The sequence below is a fragment of the Streptomyces sp. NBC_00572 genome (genome assembly GCF_026341815.1).
Lineage (GTDB): Bacteria > Actinomycetota > Actinomycetes > Streptomycetales > Streptomycetaceae > Streptomyces.
On the sequence record NZ_JAPENX010000001.1, the window covers coordinates 5,377,043 to 5,392,070 of the forward strand.

The window sequence follows — 15,028 nt, forward strand, 5'->3', positions numbered from 1 at the left end:
CGAGGAGCACCGGGGCGGGGGTCTCCCGCGTGCTCAGCGCTGCGCCCGTACGAGCACCGCGCCCGCCTCCGTCCACTCGTACAGCACCGACCGGCCCGCCCGGCCCCGCCGCACGAGCCCGGCGTCGAGCAGCACCTTCAGATGTCGTCCCACCGAACCGAGCCCCTGCCCGGTGAGCGCCACCAACTGACTGGTGGACTTGGGCGATTCGAGGCGTACGAGGACTCCGGCACGCGCCGTGCCGAGCAAGGCCCCGAGCGCCTCGGGCGCCGCCGGGCCCGGCGCACCCGTCAGGGCGCCGGAGCACGGGTACACGATCGCGGAGCGTTCCGAGCCCTCCCAGGACACCCAGCCCTTGGCCGGCGTCACCGGGACGAAGAACAGCCGGCCGCCGGCGATCCATCTCGGCGGATACGCGCGGGGGTTGACCTGTAGCCGTCCGTCGCCCAGCCAGCGCATCTTCCCCGGGCACAGCTCGTCGAGCGTCGCCGCCAAGCCGTCCCGGGCCAACCGCGCGGTCCGCGCCACCACATCGGCCTCCAGGATCCGGCGGCGGCGCGGCCAGTCGGCCAACACCGTCTCCCGCCACACCCACTCCAGGACGCCCGCCATCCGGTGCGGAAGATCCCCCGCCGACCGGAGCGGCTCCGGGACGGGACCGCCGACCGCGACCTCCAACTGGGGTACGGCATCAGCCGGTTCGACCTCCCGGACCGCCACGACCTCCTCCTCGAAGGACCGCTCGCGCTCGCCCGTGGGCGTCGGCGTCAGGAAGTCGGCGTTCCAGGTGGGCCCGATGGCCGCCCGTACGAGCAGCCCGTCGAGCGGTTCGGCGGCGAGGCGTTCGCGGTATGCGGGAAGGTGCGTGGCCAGCCAGGCGTGCTCGCCCGGGTGGGCGCCGACGGCCGCGTGCAGGATCTTCAGGGCCGCGGTCGCCTCGGCGAGCGGCGAGACGAGGAACCTGCTCCCGGCCAGCGAGTCCGTGCCGATCTGCCACCAGCCCATGGCGCGCACCCCTCTGCCGTTTCGCGTCTCCGCGAAACAGTACCGAGGCGGCCGGGTCGCCCCGAGACTCCCGGCATGTCCCGCTACCGCGACCTCTTCCGTACCCCCGAGTTCACCCCGCTCTTCCTCACCGGCGCCGCCCACACCGCCGCCCAGACGGTCGTCGGCCTCGGGCTCGCCACGCTCGTGTTCCGCGCGACCGGTTCCCCCCTCCTCTCCGCCCTCGCGCTCTTCGGGCCCTCCCTCGCCCAGCTCGTCGGCGCGACCACCCTGCTCTCGGCCGCCGACCGGCTGCCGCCGCGCGCCGCGATCTCCGGGATCGCACTCTTCTTCGCCCTGGGCACCGCCGTCCTGGCGGTCCCCGGGCTGCCGACCTGGGCGGTCTTCGCGATCCTCCTCGCCGAGGGCCTCGCGGCCTCGCTCGGCGGCGGCGTGCGCCACGGGCTCCTGAACGAGATCCTCGCCCGCCAGGACTTCCTCCTCGGCCGCTCGGTGACGAACATGGCCGTCGGCGCCTGCCAGATCGGCGGCTTCGCGACCGGCGGCGTGCTGATCGCCCTGCTCTCGCCGCGCGGCACGGTCCTGGTGGGCGCGGGGCTCTACCTCGCCGCCGCGTTCCTGGCCCGCCTCGGCCTCGGGGAGCGTCCGCCGCGTGCCGCCGGCCGGGCCTCGGTCGGCGAGACCTGGCGCACCAACCGCCGGCTGCTGTCCTCGCCCGCGCGCCGCCGCTGCTATCTCGCCCTGTGGGTGCCCAACGGCCTGATCGTGGGCTGCGAGTCGCTCTTCGTGCCGTACGACCCCGAGCGCGCCGGGCTGCTGTTCGCCTGCGCCGCGCTCGGGATGCTGGCCGGGGACACGGTCGTGGGCCGCTTCGTGCCGTCGCGGGTGCGCGGCCGGATCCGCTTCCCGCTCCAGGCGCTGCTCGCGGCCCCGTTCCTGGTGTTCGCCCTGGACCCCGCGCTGCCGCTCGCCCTGCTCGCGGTGACGCTCTCGGCGACCGGGTACGCGGCGAGCCTCCTGCACCAGGAGCGGCTGATGACCCTGGTGCCGGAGGAGCTGAGCGGTCACGCCCTCGGCCTTCACACCTCGGGGATGCTCGCGCTCCAGGGGGTGAGCGCGGCGCTGGCGGGCACTCTCGCCCAGTACACGTCACCGCGCACGGCGATGGTGCTCCTCGCCCTCGCCTCGCTCGCCGTGACGGTCCTGCTCGCACGGGCCGAGGGGAGGGGGCGGGGACCTACCGAGGCGTCGTCGACCGGAGCACGACCGTCTCCTCACACGGTCCGTCGGCGAACAGCTTGAGCGCCTCCACCTCGTCCTTGTCGGCCGACAGCCCCCAGCGCAGCTTGGTGGACACCCACTCGCCGACGTAACGGCAGTACCGCGCGGCGTCCGAGGGCACCCAGTCGGCCGGGTCCCGCCCCGCCTTGTCCCGCTGACTGCGGGCGGTGACGGCCACGAGGGTCGCGGCGGCGCCCTGGTCGTTGGCGAAGCGCTCGCGCCGGGCCGCGGTCCAGCCGGAGGCGCCCGATTCCCAGGCCTCGGCGAGCGGGACGAGGTGGTCGACGCGGAGGGCGGCCGGGTCGGAGACGTTCTGGCCGTCGTAGTACGAGGTCCAGCGGCCTCCGGTCAGCTTGCACCCGGTACCGGCCGCGGGCGCGTCGACGGCCTCGGCGAGCAGGACCTCGGAGCGGGTGTCGCAGCCGTCCGTCGCGTCGAGGCCGGCGTTCCAGTGGGGGAACGCGCTCACCTGGAAGCCGTCCGGGTCCTCGGTCGCCTCGGCCAGCTCGGCGAGTGCGTCGGGCAGGAGGACGACGTTCGCGGAGAGGGCGGGGGAGGGGACGGCGAGCGGGGACAGGATCAGGGCGAGCGGGGCGAGCCCGCGCATCAGGTTCTTGATCATGTACGAGTGGATAGTGCCGGTGCGATGACCCAGAAGGCCCGAATCGCGGGGCGCTCCTCCGAGCGGGTGCGGATCTTCACCGCAGAAACGATGCGCTGGGAGTCGTACGACGAGTGAACGGCGTACACGAAGAAGAGCGCGGAACCAGGGACCGTAAACCTGGTTCCGCGCTCTCCTGCTTGTGACCGCCCGACGGCACGAGGCTGGCGCGACAGGACGTTCGCGCCGCCGGGCGGAGTCTGGGGGATTCGCTCGGGAGGGGGCGTTGGGACCGCGGCGGCGCCGACGGGCGGCCGGTGGTCCCCTTCCTTCAGGTCAAGAAGGGGGCCGGCGCCCTTACCACCGCACTGGCTCGGCGCCGCCGCGGTCCTCACGCTTGTCCGGATCACCGGCCACCCCTCATCCGGGTCGGCGATCCGGACCACGTACGACACTGACCTCCCGTCAGATGCCGTACGCAGTCTGGGTGGTGCCGGTCGGTCAGTCGCGCAGGGCGTTGACCGCCTCGGCCACGCGCCTGCCGTACTCCGCGTCGGCGGCGGCGAAGTGCGCGAGGTTCTTGTCGATGACGTCCTCGCGGGACACCTGGGACAGACCGCCGGCGATGTTGGCGATCAGACGGCCCTTCTCGTCCTCGGACATCAGGCGGTAGAGCTCACCGGCCTGGAAGAAGTCGTCGTCCTTGGTGTGCTGCGGCGCCTCGTGGGTGCCGGTCCAGCCGTGGATCGCGAGCGGGGCGGAGAGCGCCGCGTCGGTCTGGGCCGGGCCCTGGTACGAGTTGGGCTCGTAGTTCTTGTCGTGGCGGGAGCCCTGGCGGGTGGCCATGGCGCCGTCGCGGCCGTAGTTCTCGGCCACGGTCGCCTTGGGGGCGTTCACCGCGAGCTGGGTGTGGTTGACGCCGAGGCGGTAGCGGTGGGCGTCGGCGTAGGCGAAGAGGCGGCCCTGGAGCATCTTGTCCGGCGAGGGACCGATGCCCGGGACGAAGTTGTTCGGGGAGAACGCGGCCTGCTCGACCTCGGCGAAGACGTTGTCCGGGTTGCGGTCGAGGACCAGACGGCCCACGCGCTGCAGCGGGTAGTCGCTGTGCGGCCACACCTTGGTGAGGTCGAAGGGGTTGAAGCGGTAGTCCGCGGCCTCGGCGGCCGGCATCACCTGGACGTACAGGGTCCACGAGGGGTTCACACCGCGCTCGATGGCCTGGAGCAGGTCGGTCTGGTGCGAGTTCGCGTCCTTGCCGACGAGCTCGGCGGCCTGGTCGGCGGAGAGGCTGCGGATGCCCTGGTTCGTCTTGAAGTGGTACTTGACGAAGAAGGCCTCGCCCGCCTCGTTGGTCCACTGGTAGGTGTGGGAGCCGTAGCCGTTCATGTGACGGTACGAGGCCGGGATGCCGCGGTCGCCCATGAGCCAGGTGATCTGGTGGGTGGCCTCGGGGGCGTGCGCCCAGAAGTCCCAGACGTTGTCCGCCTCCTGCTTGCCCGTGAAGGGGTCGCGCTTCTGGGAGTGGATGAAGTCGGGGAACTTGATCGGGTCCTTGATGAAGAACACCGGGGTGTTGTTGCCGACGAGGTCGTAGTTGCCCTCTTCGGTGTAGAACTTCAGCGCGAAGCCGCGCGGGTCGCGGACCGCGTCCGCGCCACCGAGCGAGTCGGCCACGGTGGAGAAGCGGATGAACGTCTCGGTCCGCTTGCCGACCTCGCCGAGGAAGTTCGCCTTGGTGAACCCGGTGACGTCGTCGGTCACCTCGAAGAAGCCGTACGCGCCGGAACCGCGGGCGTGGACCACGCGCTCCGGGATCCGCTCACGGTTGAAGCGCGCGAGCTTCTCCAGCAGGTGCTGGTCCTGGAGGAGGAGAGGGCCACCGACGCCGGCGGTGGCGGAGTTCTGGTTGTCGGCGACGGGGGCGCCGGACTCGGTCGTAAGCACGCGCTTCGACATCGTGACCTTCCGTACGGGAGCTCTGCTGACGGTCCGAGGAGCGTAAATTCGGCTCGAACGTGACGTCAACAGTTTGTTGAAAGGGAAGTGTGGTGTTCCGGTCGGCGACGGCGCCTGGGCGCGACAGGACAGTTGTCAGCGCCGCCACCGACCGGAAATCTGGGGCCCCCGCTCACGGGGGCGCTGGATCAGACCTGCTGGCCGGAGAGACGCTCGACGGCGCGCAGCAGGGCCGAGTGGTCCAGGCCGCCGTCACCCTGGGCGCGCAGCGAGGCCACGAGCTGGGCGACGACCGCGCCGACCGGGAGGGCCGCACCGACGTTGCGGGCGGCGTCGGTGACGATGCCCATGTCCTTGTGGTGCAGGTCGATCCGGAAGCCGGGCTTGAAGTCCCGGTTCAGGAAGTTGTCCTTCTTGCGGGTCAGCACGGTCGAGCCGGCCAGACCGCCGTTGAGGACGTCGAGGGCGGCCTGGAGGTCCACGCCGGACTTCTCCAGGAAGACCACGGCCTCGGCGCAGGCCTGGATGTTGACCGCGACGATCAGCTGGTTGGCGGCCTTCACCGTCTGGCCGGAGCCGTGCGGGCCGCACAGGACGATGGTCTTGCCGAGGGCCTGGAGGACGGGGAGCGCCTCGTCGAAGTCGGCCTTCTCGCCACCGACCATGATCGAGAGCACGGCCTCGATGGCGCCGGCCTCGCCGCCGGAGACGGGCGCGTCGATGACGCGGATGCCCTTCTCCTTGGCGCTCGATGCCAGGTCGACCGAGGTCTGCGGGGTGATCGACGACATGTCGACGATCAGCGCGCCCTTCTTGGCGTTCTCCAGGATGCCCGCGGGGCCGTAGGAGATGGCCTCGACCTGCGGGGAGGCGGGCACCATCGTGACGATGACGTCGGCGTCCTTGACGGCCTCCGCGATCGACGCGGCGGAGGTGCCGCCGGCCGCCGTGAGGCGGTCCAGCTTGTCCTGCTCCAGGGTGAAGCCGGTGACCGAGTAGCCGGCCTTGATCAGGTTCTCGGACATGGGGGAGCCCATGATGCCGAGACCGATCCAAGCGATCTTGGGGAGGTTGCTCATGAGGGTGCCTCTCGAAAACTGGTGGTACGGGGGAGGGTCGCGGGGCGGCCGGTCAGCTGGCGGGGCGGGCCTCGGCCGGGAGCCACTCGAAGGACGCGGCGGCGTCGGCTGCCTTGTACTCCAGGCCGATCCAGCCCTCGTAGCCGGCCTTCTTCAGCTCGCCGAGGAGCTGCTCCAGGGGCAGGTCGCCGGTGCCCGGCGCGCCGCGGCCCGGGTTGTCGGCGATCTGGACGTGGCCGGTCTTCGCCGCGTACTCGGCGATGACCTGGCTGACGTTCTCGCCGTTCATCGACAGGTGGTAGATGTCGAGGAGGAACTTGGCGTTGCCGAGTCCGGTCGCCGCGTTGACCTTGTCGATCACCTCGATGGCGGAGGGGGCGCTCACCAGCGGGTAGAGCGGCGACTCCGGCTTGTTGAGGGTCTCGACGAGGAGGATCGCGCCGATCCGGTCGGCCGCGCGGGCGGCCAGGACCAGGTTCTCCAGGGCGAGGGCGTCCTGGATCTGCGGGTCGACGCCCTCGACGCGGTTGCCGTAGAGCGCGTTGAGCGCCTTGCAGCCGACCGAGGCGGCGAAGTCGGCCGCCACCTCGATGTTGGCGCGGAAGCGGTCCGACTCGTCCCCGGGTACGGAGAGGGCTCCGCGGTCCGGGCCGGGGAGCTGCCCGGCGTAGAAGTTCAGGCCCACCAGCTGGGTGCCGGCGTCCTCAAGAGCCTTCTTGAGGGCGTCGAGCTCGCTCTGCTCGGGGGTGGCGGTGTCGATCCAGGGCCACCACAGCTCGACCGCGGTGAAGCCCGCCGCGGCGGCGGCCGCGGGGCGCTCCAGGAGCGGGAGTTCCGTGAAGAGGATCGACAGGTTCACATCGAAGCGCTGGTCCGTGCCTGCGCCTACTGAGAAGCGGGCCATGAGGGGCGGCGCTCCTTCCGTATCGCGGAAGTAAGTTTCTGTCTGACGGAATGTTGCAAGGTTGCCGACACACTTGTCAAGAGGTCCCCGCAGGTCCGGGGCTCCCGTAGGCCGGAGCGGGGCCGTAGCGTGGGGCCATGGTGCGTTTGAGAGTGGAGTTCACGACCGAGCCGTTCGACCTCGACGAGGCGCCGGCGCACGCGGTCGTGGCTCGTGAGGTCATCCAGTCGGCCGAACTGGACGCGGTCGACGTCGGCCCCTTCGGGAACACGGCGGAAGGCGGTGCCGACGAGGTGCTCACCGCCGTCGACGCGCTGCTGCGCAAGTCGCTGGCGGCCGGCGCCACCCGCGTCTCCCTCCAGGTCAATGTGCTCGGGGAGGGCGAGAAGTGAGCGAGCGCCCTCTGGTCGCCGAGACGGCCGAGCATCCCCTGATCGTCGCGGTGAAGCCCCTGGTCGACGCCATGGGTGCCGAGCTGCTCGTCCCCGCGCAGGCGGAGGCCGACGATGTCGTCCTGTCCTGGGAGGGGGAGGACGTGCTCGCCGTGCGGCTGCCCCAGCTGTCCGAATCCCTCGATCACATCCTCGCGGCGATGGAGCGGCGGCACGGGATGCCACTGGCCGAACTGGACCGCAAGTCCAAGCAGGAGGCCGTCCGGCTCCTGGAGGCCCGCGGGGCCTTCGCCGTACGCCATGGAGTGGAGACGGTGGCGGGTGCACTGGGTGTCAGCCGCTTCACCGTGTACAACTACCTGAACAGGGAGACCGCCCTGAGCAGGGAAAAGGCCGCCAAGGGCGAGTAGTTGATCATGTGTGGCCGTAAGCCGTCGTCCGTATGTCGGGACGACGGCTTTTGCGTGACCGAGTTTTCAACAAAGTGTTGACGTGATGTTGCGGAGGGCGTTAGCTATCCGCAGCCCGTCCGACGCACAGCGAAAAACAGCCACGGAGGCTTCCCGTGACTTCAGGTACGACACCGGGCCTCACCCGGTTCAACACCTCGGCGGACAGCGAGGCCCTCGCCGCGCTCCACGAGGTGTGTTCCAGTTCGGCGTGGGGGAGCAAGATCCTCGCCCAGCGCCCGTACACCACCGCCGAAGCTCTCTTCCTCGCCAGCGACGCCGCCATGGCAGAGCTGACCGCCGAGGACCTTGCCGAAGCGATGGCGGGGCACCCGCCGATCGGTCGTCCGAAGGCCGGGGATCCGACCTCCTCCCGCGAACAGAGCGGAATGGCCGGCGCCTCCGCGGAGCTCAAGACCGAGATGCTCGAACTCAACCTGGCCTACCAGGACAGGTTCGGACACGTCTTCCTCATCTGCGCCACCGGCCTGACCGGCGAGCAGATGCGCGACGCGCTCCGCCGACGGATCGGCAACTCGTCCGAGGAGGAGCGGGAGATCGTCCGCACCGAACTGGGCAAGATCAACCGCATCCGGCTGACCCGTCTCGTAGAGACCTCCGAGGAAGAGAGCTCCGCATGAGCACCGACACCACGGCCTCGGTGTCCACCCACATCCTGGACACCAGCATCGGCCGCCCCGCCGAGGGCGTGGCCATCACGCTCGCGGCCCGCAGCGGCTCCGACGCCGAATGGGTCGCGCTCGGCGGCTCCGCCACCGACGCGGACGGACGATGCAAGGACCTGCCGGCGCTGCCGGAGGGCACCACCCACGTCCGTCTCGACTTCGAAGTCGAGACGTACTTCTCCAAGAAGCAAGCCGAGGCGCAGCAGGACGCCCCCCGCGTAAGGGACAGCGGTGCGTTCTTCCCGGAGGTGGCGATCACGTTCGCCGTCACCCCGGGCGAGCACTATCACGTACCGCTGCTGCTCAACCCGTTCGGCTACTCCGTATACCGAGGGAGCTAGCAGACATGCCCACGATTCTCGGCCAGAACCAGTACGGCAAAGCAGAGAACCGCGTCGTCAAGATCACGCGGGACGGCGACACCCACCACATCAAGGACCTGAACGTCTCCGTCGCCCTCTCCGGCGACCTCGACGACGTCCACCTCACCGGCTCGAACGCCAACTGCCTCCCCACCGACACGACGAAGAACACCGTCTTCGCGTTCGCCAAGGAGTACGGCATCGAGTCCGCCGAGCAGTTCGGCATCCACCTCGCCCGCCACTTCGTGACGAGCCAGGAGCCGATCAAGAAGGCGCGCATCCGGATCGAGGAGTACTCCTGGGAGCGCATCGCCTCCTCGGATGCCAACTCCAAGTTCATCGGGGCCGAAGAGGTCAACCACTCCTTCGCCCGCAAGGGTCAGGAGACCCGCGTCACCCAGATCACCTACGACGGCGAGAACTGGGAGGTCATCTCCGGCCTCAAGGACCTCGTCGTCATGAACTCCACCAACTCGGAGTTCTGGGGCTACATCAAGGACCAGTACACGACGCTCCAGGAGGCGTACGACCGCATCCTGGCCACGCAGGTGTCCGCCCGCTGGCGGTTCAACTGGACCGATGACGACCAGCGCATGCCCAACTGGGAGCGGTCCTACGAGCAGACCAAGAAGCACATGCTCGAAGCCTTCTCGGAGACGTACTCGTACTCGCTCCAGCAGACGCTGTACCAGATGGCCACGCGCATCATCAACCACCGCTCGGAGATCGACGAAGTCCGCTTCTCGCTCCCGAACAAGCACCACTTCCTGGTCGACCTCGAGCCCTTCGGCCTCAAGAACGACAACGAGGTCTACTACGCCGCCGACCGCATGTACGGCCTCATCGAGGCCACCGTCCTCCGCGACGGAGCCACGGCGCAGATCCCGGTCGACATGACCAACCTCTAAGCGGCGTCCGAGTGACCGGCCCCCGCCCGCCCGCAGTCGGGCGGGGGCCGCGCCGGACCGGAGGGATTCTCATGGCACAGCCCGCAACGGGGCCGGCGCACGCCGAAGGCCCGTGTTCCACCCCGCCGGACACCACCCAGCAGGTCCATCCGGTGGACGAAAAGCTTCCTGCCTCGCGGCTCGTCCCCGCGGCGCTCCAGCACATCGCCGCCATGTACGCCGGCGTGGTCACCCCTCCGCTCATCATCGGCCAGGCCGTCGGCCTGGACGCGGCCGGGATGACCCGGCTCATCGCCGCCAGTCTGCTCATCGCCGGCTGCGCGACGATCCTGCAGACCCTCGGCATCCGGCGCTTCGCCGGCAACCGGCTGCCGTTCGTCAACGCCGCCTCCTCCGCCGGAATCGCGCCGATGCTCGCCATCGCCGAGACCAGCGCCCCGGGCCACCAACTCCCCGCCATCTACGGCGCGGTGATGGTCGCCGGAGTCTTCTGCCTCGCCGTCGGACCCTTCTTCGGCAGACTCCTGCGCTTCTTCCCGCCGCTCGTCACCGGCGTCGTGATCACCCTCATCGGGGTCACCCTGATGCCCGTGCCCGTCGGCTGGGCACAGGGCGGCGACAAGACCGCCGCCGACTTCGGTGCCATGAAGTACCTGGCACTCGCAGGCTTCACCCTGGTCGTCATCCTGCTCTTCCAGCGCTTCGGCAAGGGCTTCGTCAAGCAGATCGCCCTGCTGCTCGGCCTCTTCATCGGCACCCTCGCCGCGATCCCCTTCGGGATGGCCGACTTCACCGCCCTGCGCGAGGCGCCCGTCGCGGCCCTGCCCGCCCCCTTCGCCTTCGGCGCTCCCGAGTTCCAGCCCGCCGCGATCCTCTCCCTGTGCATCGTGATGCTGGTCCTCATGACCGAGTCCAGCGCCGGCATGCTCGCCCTGGGCGAGATCTGCGAGCGGCGCAGCGACGGCCGCACCATCACCCGCGGACTGCGCACCGACGGCATCGCCACCCTGGTCGGCCCCGTCTTCGGCGGCTTCCCGACCTCGGCCTTCGCCCAGAACGTCGGCGTCGTCTCGCTGACCCGGGTGCGCTCCCGGTACGTGGTCGCCGTCGCCGGCGGCGCCCTGCTGGTCCTCGGCGCCTTCCCGGTCCTCGGCGCGGTCGTCTCGATGGTCCCGATGCCCGTCCTCGGCGGCGCCGGCATCGTCCTGTTCGGCTCGATCGCGGTCAGCGGCATCCGCACCCTGTCGGAAGCCGGCCTCGACGACAGCTCCAACATCATCCTGGTGGCCGTCGCGCTCGGAGCGGGCATCATCCCGCTCGCCGCGCCCACCTTCTACGCCGAGTTCCCCGCCTGGGCGCAGACCGTGCTCGGCTCTGGCATCAGCGCGGGCGCGCTCGTCGCCGTCCTGCTGAATCTGTTCTTCCACCATCTCGGCACCCGGAGCCGTCACACGGCCCCGGCACTCAAATCCTCCTAGGGTCCTGCCGTGCCCACACCACCCCAGAGGAACGAAGGAACCACCGCCATGGCAGCACCTGCGGCAGCCCAGCGCATCGTCATCGAGAACGCGGCGATCGCGACCGTCGACGCGAACGACACCGAGTACGCCTCCGGCTACCTCGTCGTCGCGGACAACAAGATCGAGTCCATCGGTGCCGGCAAGGCTCCCGAGGGACTGGAGAACGTGGTCCGGCGCATCGACGCCACCGGTCACCTCGTCACGCCCGGTCTCGTCAACACCCACCACCACTTCTACCAGTGGATCACCCGGGGCCTGGCGACCGACCACAACCTCTTCAACTGGCTGGTCGCGCTCTACCCGACCTGGTCGCGGATCGACGAGTCGATGGTGCGCGTGGCCGCGCAGGGCTCCCTGGCGATGATGGCCCGCGGCGGTGTCACCACCGCCATGGACCACCACTACGTCTACCCGAAGAACTCCGGCGACCTGTCCGGCGCCATCATCGGTGCCGCCTCCGACATGGGCGTCCGCTTCACCCTCGCCCGCGGCTCGATGGACATGAGCGAGAAGGACGGCTTCCTGCCGCCCGACTTCGCCGTCGAGACCACCGAGGGCGCGCTCGCCGCCACGGAGGAGACCGTCAAGAAGTTCCACGACGCCTCCTTCGACGCGATGACCCAGGTCGCCGTCGCCCCCTGCTCCCCGTTCTCCATCTCCACCCAGCTCCTCAAGCAGGGCGCCGAGCTGGCCCGCCGGCTCGGGGTGCGCATGCACACCCACGGCTCGGAGACCGTGGAGGAGGAGAAGTTCTGCCACGAGCTGTTCGGGATGGGGCCGACGGACTACTTCGAGTCCACCGGCTTCCTCGGCGAGGACGTGTGGATGGCGCACTGCGTCCACATGAACGACTCCGACATCGCGGCCTTCGCCCGCACCGGCACGGGCGTGGCGCACTGCCCGTCCTCCAACGCGCGCCTCGCCGCCGGCATCGCCCGCGTACCCGACATGCTGAAGGCGGGCGTGCCGGTCGGCCTCGGTGTCGACGGCACCGCGTCCAACGAGTCCGGCGAGCTCCACACCGAGCTGCGCAACGCGCTCCTCATCAACCGCCTCGGCGCCCACCGCGAGTCCGCGCTCAACGCCCGCCAGGCCCTGCGCCTCGGCACCTACGGCGGTGCGCAGGTCCTCGGCCGCGCCGACAACATCGGCTCCCTCGAAGCCGGCAAGCTCGCCGACTTCGTCCTCTGGAAGATCGACGGCCTCGGCCACTCCTCGATCGCCGACCCGGTCACCGCGATCGTCTTCGGCGCCGCGGCCCCGGTCACCGCCTCCTTCGTCAACGGCAAGCAGATCGTCGAGAACAACCGACTGCTGTTCGCCGACGAGGAGCAGATCGCGCGCGACGCGCGCGCGGAGGCCCAGCGTCTGGCCCGCATCGCGGCCCAGGGCTGACCCTCCCCATGGAGTCCGACCGAGGGGGACGGCCCTCGGTCGGTCGCCGCGGACCCGAGCGGGGTCCGCGGCAGCCCGACCGGGAGGTGCCTGCGCAGAAGACGTACGGCACCTCCCGGGACGGTGATGTCCGCCCGCCCCCCACCGGGCACCCCGATCCCGCGTCGCGGACTCCCCACGCGCGCACCGCAGCACCGCAGCGCCCCCGCACTGCAGCACCGCACCACCCCGCAACGAGCCGCACCTCCTGCACCCGCACCGCTTGCACCACCTCCCTGAACCCCGCGTCACCGCCGACGTGTAACCGACCGGAGGAACCGCCGTGGCCGCCAAGCCCCAGGTTCGCAATGCACAAGACGCAGGCTCCGCCCCCGACGACCGGGAGACGCATCCGGTCGACGAGACGCTGCCCCCACTGAAGATGGTCACCAGCGGCCTCCAGCACGTGGCCGCCATGTACGCGGGGGTCGTGGCCCCGCCCCTGATCGTCGGAGCGGCCGTCGGCCTCTCCGGTACCGAACTCACCTTCCTGACCGGCGCCAGCCTGTTCACCGCCGGGCTCGCCACCTTCCTCCAGACGCTCGGGGTCTGGAAGATCGGTGCCCGGCTTCCGTTCGTCAACGGCGTCACCTTCGCCGGCGTCGCACCGATGCTCGCCATCGTCGACACCACCGACGACAAGGCGGACGCGCTCCCCGTGATCTTCGGCGCGATCATCGTCGCCGGACTCCTCGGCTTCCTCGCCGCCCCCTGGTTCTCCCGGCTGGTGCGGTTCTTCCCGCCGGTCGTCACCGGCACCGTGATCACCCTCATCGGCGTCTCCCTCCTCCCGGTCGCCTTCGGCTGGGCCCAGGGGCCCAACCCCGCCGCCGAGGACTACGGTTCGACCACGTTCCTCTCGCTCGCCGCCATCACCCTGGTCGTCGTCCTGCTGCTCCGCCGCTTCACCCGCGGCTTCCTCAAGCAGATCGCCGTCCTCGTCGGCCTCGTCATCGGCACCCTCATCGCCATACCGTTCGGCGTCACCGACTTCTCCCCGGTGACCGAGGCGGACATCGTCGGCTTCCCGACGCCGTTCCACTTCGGCGGCCCGCAGTTCGCCCTCGCCGCGATCATCTCCATGTGTGTGGTCATGCTGGTCTCCATGACCGAGTCGACCGCCGACATGCTGGCGCTCGGCGAGATCGTCGACCGGCCCGCCGACGAGAAGACCATCGCGGCCGGACTGCGCGCCGACACCCTCGGCTCCGCGATCAGCCCGCTCTTCAACGGCTTCATGTGCAGCGCCTTCGCCCAGAACATCGGCCTGGTCGCCATGACCCGGATCCGCAGCCGCTTCGTCGTCGCCTGCGGCGGTGGCTTCCTGGTCCTGATGGGCCTCTCGCCGGTCGCCACCTCGCTCATCTCGGTCGTCCCCCGGCCGGTCCTCGGCGGCGCGGGCGTCGTCCTCTTCGGCTCGGTCGCCGCCAGCGGCATCCAGACCCTGGTCAAGGCCGGTCTGGAGAAGGACAACAACGTGCTGATCGTGGCCGTCTCGTTGGCCGTCGGCATCATCCCGATCACCGCGCCGGAGTTCTACCACGCCTTCCCGGAGACGGCGAAGATCATCCTGGACTCGGGCATCTCGACCGGCTGCGTCGCGGCGGTCCTGCTCAACGTGGTCTTCAACCACCTGGGCAAGGGCCGGGACGACGACGAGGTCACCGCGCCGATGGAGCCCGGCGACGAGATCTCCGGCAGCCACACGGCGAAGGCGGCGCACGTCCACTGAACCCGCCCGTAGCCACACCGCCGGCCCCGGTCCCCGCGCACGCCGCGGGGCCCGGGGCGGTGGTGCTGATCAACCCCAACACCTCCACCGCCACGACCGCGATGATGACCGCCCTCGCCCGACGCGCCCTGGGCGACGCCTTCCCCGTACGCGGCGTGACCGTGCGCCGGGGCCCGCGCATGCTCACCGACCCGGCCGCGCTGCGCGCCGCGGCCCCGGAGGTCCTCGCCGCGGGCCTCCGCGCCACGGCCGCCGGCGACTGCGCGGCGCTCCTCGTCGGCGCCTTCGGCGACCCGGGCGCGGCGGAGCTGCGCGCGGCGACCGGGGTGCCCGTGGTGGGGCTGGGCGAGGCGGCCCTCAGGGAGGCGGCCGCCGGCGGCACTCCCTTCGGCATCGCCACCACGACGCCGCTCCTGGCCGAGGCCATCGCGGCCCATGTGACGGCCCTGGGCCTCGCCGACCGGTACACCGGCCTCCGTCTCACCACGGATACCCCCGAACTCCTCTCCACCGAGCCGGAGTTGCTCCTCGACCAGCTGGAGCGGGCGGTCCGCGCCTGTGTGGAGCGGGACGGGGCGCGGGCGGTCGTCATCGGCGGCGGCCCGCTGGGCGAGGCGGCGGAGGCCCTCCGCACCCGGTGCGCGGTCAGGATCGTGGAGCCGATCCCGGCGGCGTGCCGGGCGCTCGCGCGCTCGCTGTGGCGGTGACGCTCGACGGGC

General features: G+C 70.8%; 15 protein-coding genes. 10 read left to right on the forward strand and 5 right to left on the reverse strand.

Annotated features, from left to right (window positions below; genetic code table 11):
* Positions 1 to 33: 33 nt before the first annotated feature.
* Positions 34 to 1,005: a winged helix-turn-helix domain-containing protein gene (locus OG514_RS24710; RefSeq protein WP_266898321.1), complete on the reverse strand. Its 972-nt coding sequence runs from the start codon at positions 1,003 to 1,005 to the stop codon at positions 34 to 36.
* A 75-nt stretch (positions 1,006 to 1,080) separates the two neighbouring features.
* On the opposite strand from OG514_RS24710, the gene OG514_RS24715 reads away from it, so the two are divergent.
* The gene (locus OG514_RS24715; protein WP_266898323.1) at positions 1,081 to 2,307 is read left to right on the forward strand and encodes an MFS transporter; all 1,227 of its coding nucleotides are present in this window, start codon (positions 1,081 to 1,083) and stop codon (positions 2,305 to 2,307) included.
* Here OG514_RS24715 and OG514_RS24720 read toward each other — a convergent pair.
* From OG514_RS24720 to OG514_RS24735, 4 genes are all read right to left on the reverse strand, one after another.
* Positions 2,243 to 2,908: a DUF1524 domain-containing protein gene (locus tag OG514_RS24720; protein ID WP_266898325.1), complete on the reverse strand. Its 666-nt coding sequence runs from the start codon at positions 2,906 to 2,908 to the stop codon at positions 2,243 to 2,245. The two genes, OG514_RS24715 and OG514_RS24720, sit on opposite strands and share 65 nt — an antisense overlap.
* A gap of 480 nt (positions 2,909 to 3,388) precedes the next feature.
* Positions 3,389 to 4,843 carry a catalase gene (locus tag OG514_RS24725; protein WP_266898327.1) on the reverse strand — a complete coding sequence of 485 codons (1,455 nt, stop codon included), beginning with the start codon at positions 4,841 to 4,843 and terminating at the stop codon, positions 3,389 to 3,391.
* A gap of 188 nt (positions 4,844 to 5,031) precedes the next feature.
* Positions 5,032 to 5,922 carry a 2-hydroxy-3-oxopropionate reductase gene (locus tag OG514_RS24730; RefSeq protein ID WP_266898329.1) on the reverse strand — a complete coding sequence of 297 codons (891 nt, stop codon included), beginning with the start codon at positions 5,920 to 5,922 and terminating at the stop codon, positions 5,032 to 5,034.
* A 52-nt stretch (positions 5,923 to 5,974) separates the two neighbouring features.
* Positions 5,975 to 6,826 carry a TIM barrel protein gene (locus tag OG514_RS24735; protein ID WP_266898331.1) on the reverse strand — a complete coding sequence of 284 codons (852 nt, stop codon included), beginning with the start codon at positions 6,824 to 6,826 and terminating at the stop codon, positions 5,975 to 5,977.
* A 140-nt stretch (positions 6,827 to 6,966) separates the two neighbouring features.
* Between OG514_RS24735 and OG514_RS24740 the strand changes: the two genes are divergently transcribed.
* From OG514_RS24740 to OG514_RS24780, 9 genes are all read left to right on the forward strand, one after another.
* Entirely contained in the window at positions 6,967 to 7,218 is a 252-nt protein-coding gene (locus OG514_RS24740) for a thiamine-binding protein (protein WP_055601515.1), read from the forward strand.
* 71 nt (positions 7,219 to 7,289) lie between these two features.
* On the forward strand, positions 7,290 to 7,628 hold the full coding sequence (locus OG514_RS24745; RefSeq protein WP_266900949.1) for a helix-turn-helix domain-containing protein: 339 nt from the start codon (positions 7,290 to 7,292) through the stop codon (positions 7,626 to 7,628).
* Positions 7,629 to 7,783: 155 nt separating this feature from the next.
* A complete protein-coding gene (gene uraD, locus OG514_RS24750) occupies positions 7,784 to 8,308 on the forward strand; it encodes a 2-oxo-4-hydroxy-4-carboxy-5-ureidoimidazoline decarboxylase (protein WP_266898333.1) in 525 nt (174 codons plus the stop codon).
* Positions 8,305 to 8,694 (forward strand): hydroxyisourate hydrolase, encoded by a 390-nt coding sequence (uraH, locus tag OG514_RS24755; RefSeq protein ID WP_266898335.1) that lies wholly within the window; start codon positions 8,305 to 8,307, stop codon positions 8,692 to 8,694. The genes uraD and uraH overlap by 4 nt, the downstream gene beginning before the upstream one ends.
* A 5-nt stretch (positions 8,695 to 8,699) precedes the next feature.
* The gene (gene pucL / locus OG514_RS24760; RefSeq protein ID WP_266898337.1) at positions 8,700 to 9,623 is read left to right on the forward strand and encodes a factor-independent urate hydroxylase; all 924 of its coding nucleotides are present in this window, start codon (positions 8,700 to 8,702) and stop codon (positions 9,621 to 9,623) included.
* Positions 9,624 to 9,694: 71 nt separating this feature from the next.
* Complete coding sequence (locus OG514_RS24765; protein WP_266898339.1) at positions 9,695 to 11,101, forward strand: nucleobase:cation symporter-2 family protein; 1,407 nt, start codon at positions 9,695 to 9,697, stop codon at positions 11,099 to 11,101.
* 48 nt (positions 11,102 to 11,149) lie between these two features.
* On the forward strand, positions 11,150 to 12,538 hold the full coding sequence (locus OG514_RS24770) for an 8-oxoguanine deaminase (protein ID WP_266898341.1): 1,389 nt from the start codon (positions 11,150 to 11,152) through the stop codon (positions 12,536 to 12,538).
* Between the two features lie 421 nt (positions 12,539 to 12,959).
* Positions 12,960 to 14,309, forward strand: coding sequence for a nucleobase:cation symporter-2 family protein (locus OG514_RS24775; RefSeq protein WP_266900950.1), 1,350 nt, complete (start codon positions 12,960 to 12,962; stop codon positions 14,307 to 14,309).
* A gap of 59 nt (positions 14,310 to 14,368) precedes the next feature.
* Positions 14,369 to 15,016: an aspartate/glutamate racemase family protein gene (locus OG514_RS24780; protein ID WP_266898343.1), complete on the forward strand. Its 648-nt coding sequence runs from the start codon at positions 14,369 to 14,371 to the stop codon at positions 15,014 to 15,016.
* Positions 15,017 to 15,028 lie beyond the last annotated feature (12 nt).

Bases quoted from the DNA above. Each gene is read 5' to 3' on its own strand.
- pucL (WP_266898337.1), top strand. From the start codon at position 8,700: ATGCCCACGATTCTCGGCCAGAACCAGTACGGCAAAGCAGAGAACCGC.
- OG514_RS24735 (WP_266898331.1), bottom strand. From the start codon at position 6,826: ATGGCCCGCTTCTCAGTAGGCGCAGGCACGGACCAGCGCTTCGATGTG.
- OG514_RS24725 (WP_266898327.1), bottom strand. From the start codon at position 4,843: ATGTCGAAGCGCGTGCTTACGACCGAGTCCGGCGCCCCCGTCGCCGAC.
- OG514_RS24770 (WP_266898341.1), top strand. From the start codon at position 11,150: ATGGCAGCACCTGCGGCAGCCCAGCGCATCGTCATCGAGAACGCGGCG.
- OG514_RS24730 (WP_266898329.1), bottom strand. From the start codon at position 5,922: ATGAGCAACCTCCCCAAGATCGCTTGGATCGGTCTCGGCATCATGGGC.
- OG514_RS24715 (WP_266898323.1), top strand. From the start codon at position 1,081: ATGTCCCGCTACCGCGACCTCTTCCGTACCCCCGAGTTCACCCCGCTC.
- OG514_RS24745 (WP_266900949.1), top strand. From the start codon at position 7,290: ATGGGTGCCGAGCTGCTCGTCCCCGCGCAGGCGGAGGCCGACGATGTC.
- uraH (WP_266898335.1), top strand. From the start codon at position 8,305: ATGAGCACCGACACCACGGCCTCGGTGTCCACCCACATCCTGGACACC.
- OG514_RS24775 (WP_266900950.1), top strand. From the start codon at position 12,960: ATGGTCACCAGCGGCCTCCAGCACGTGGCCGCCATGTACGCGGGGGTC.
- OG514_RS24720 (WP_266898325.1), bottom strand. From the start codon at position 2,908: ATGATCAAGAACCTGATGCGCGGGCTCGCCCCGCTCGCCCTGATCCTG.
- OG514_RS24710 (WP_266898321.1), bottom strand. From the start codon at position 1,005: ATGGGCTGGTGGCAGATCGGCACGGACTCGCTGGCCGGGAGCAGGTTC.
- OG514_RS24765 (WP_266898339.1), top strand. From the start codon at position 9,695: ATGGCACAGCCCGCAACGGGGCCGGCGCACGCCGAAGGCCCGTGTTCC.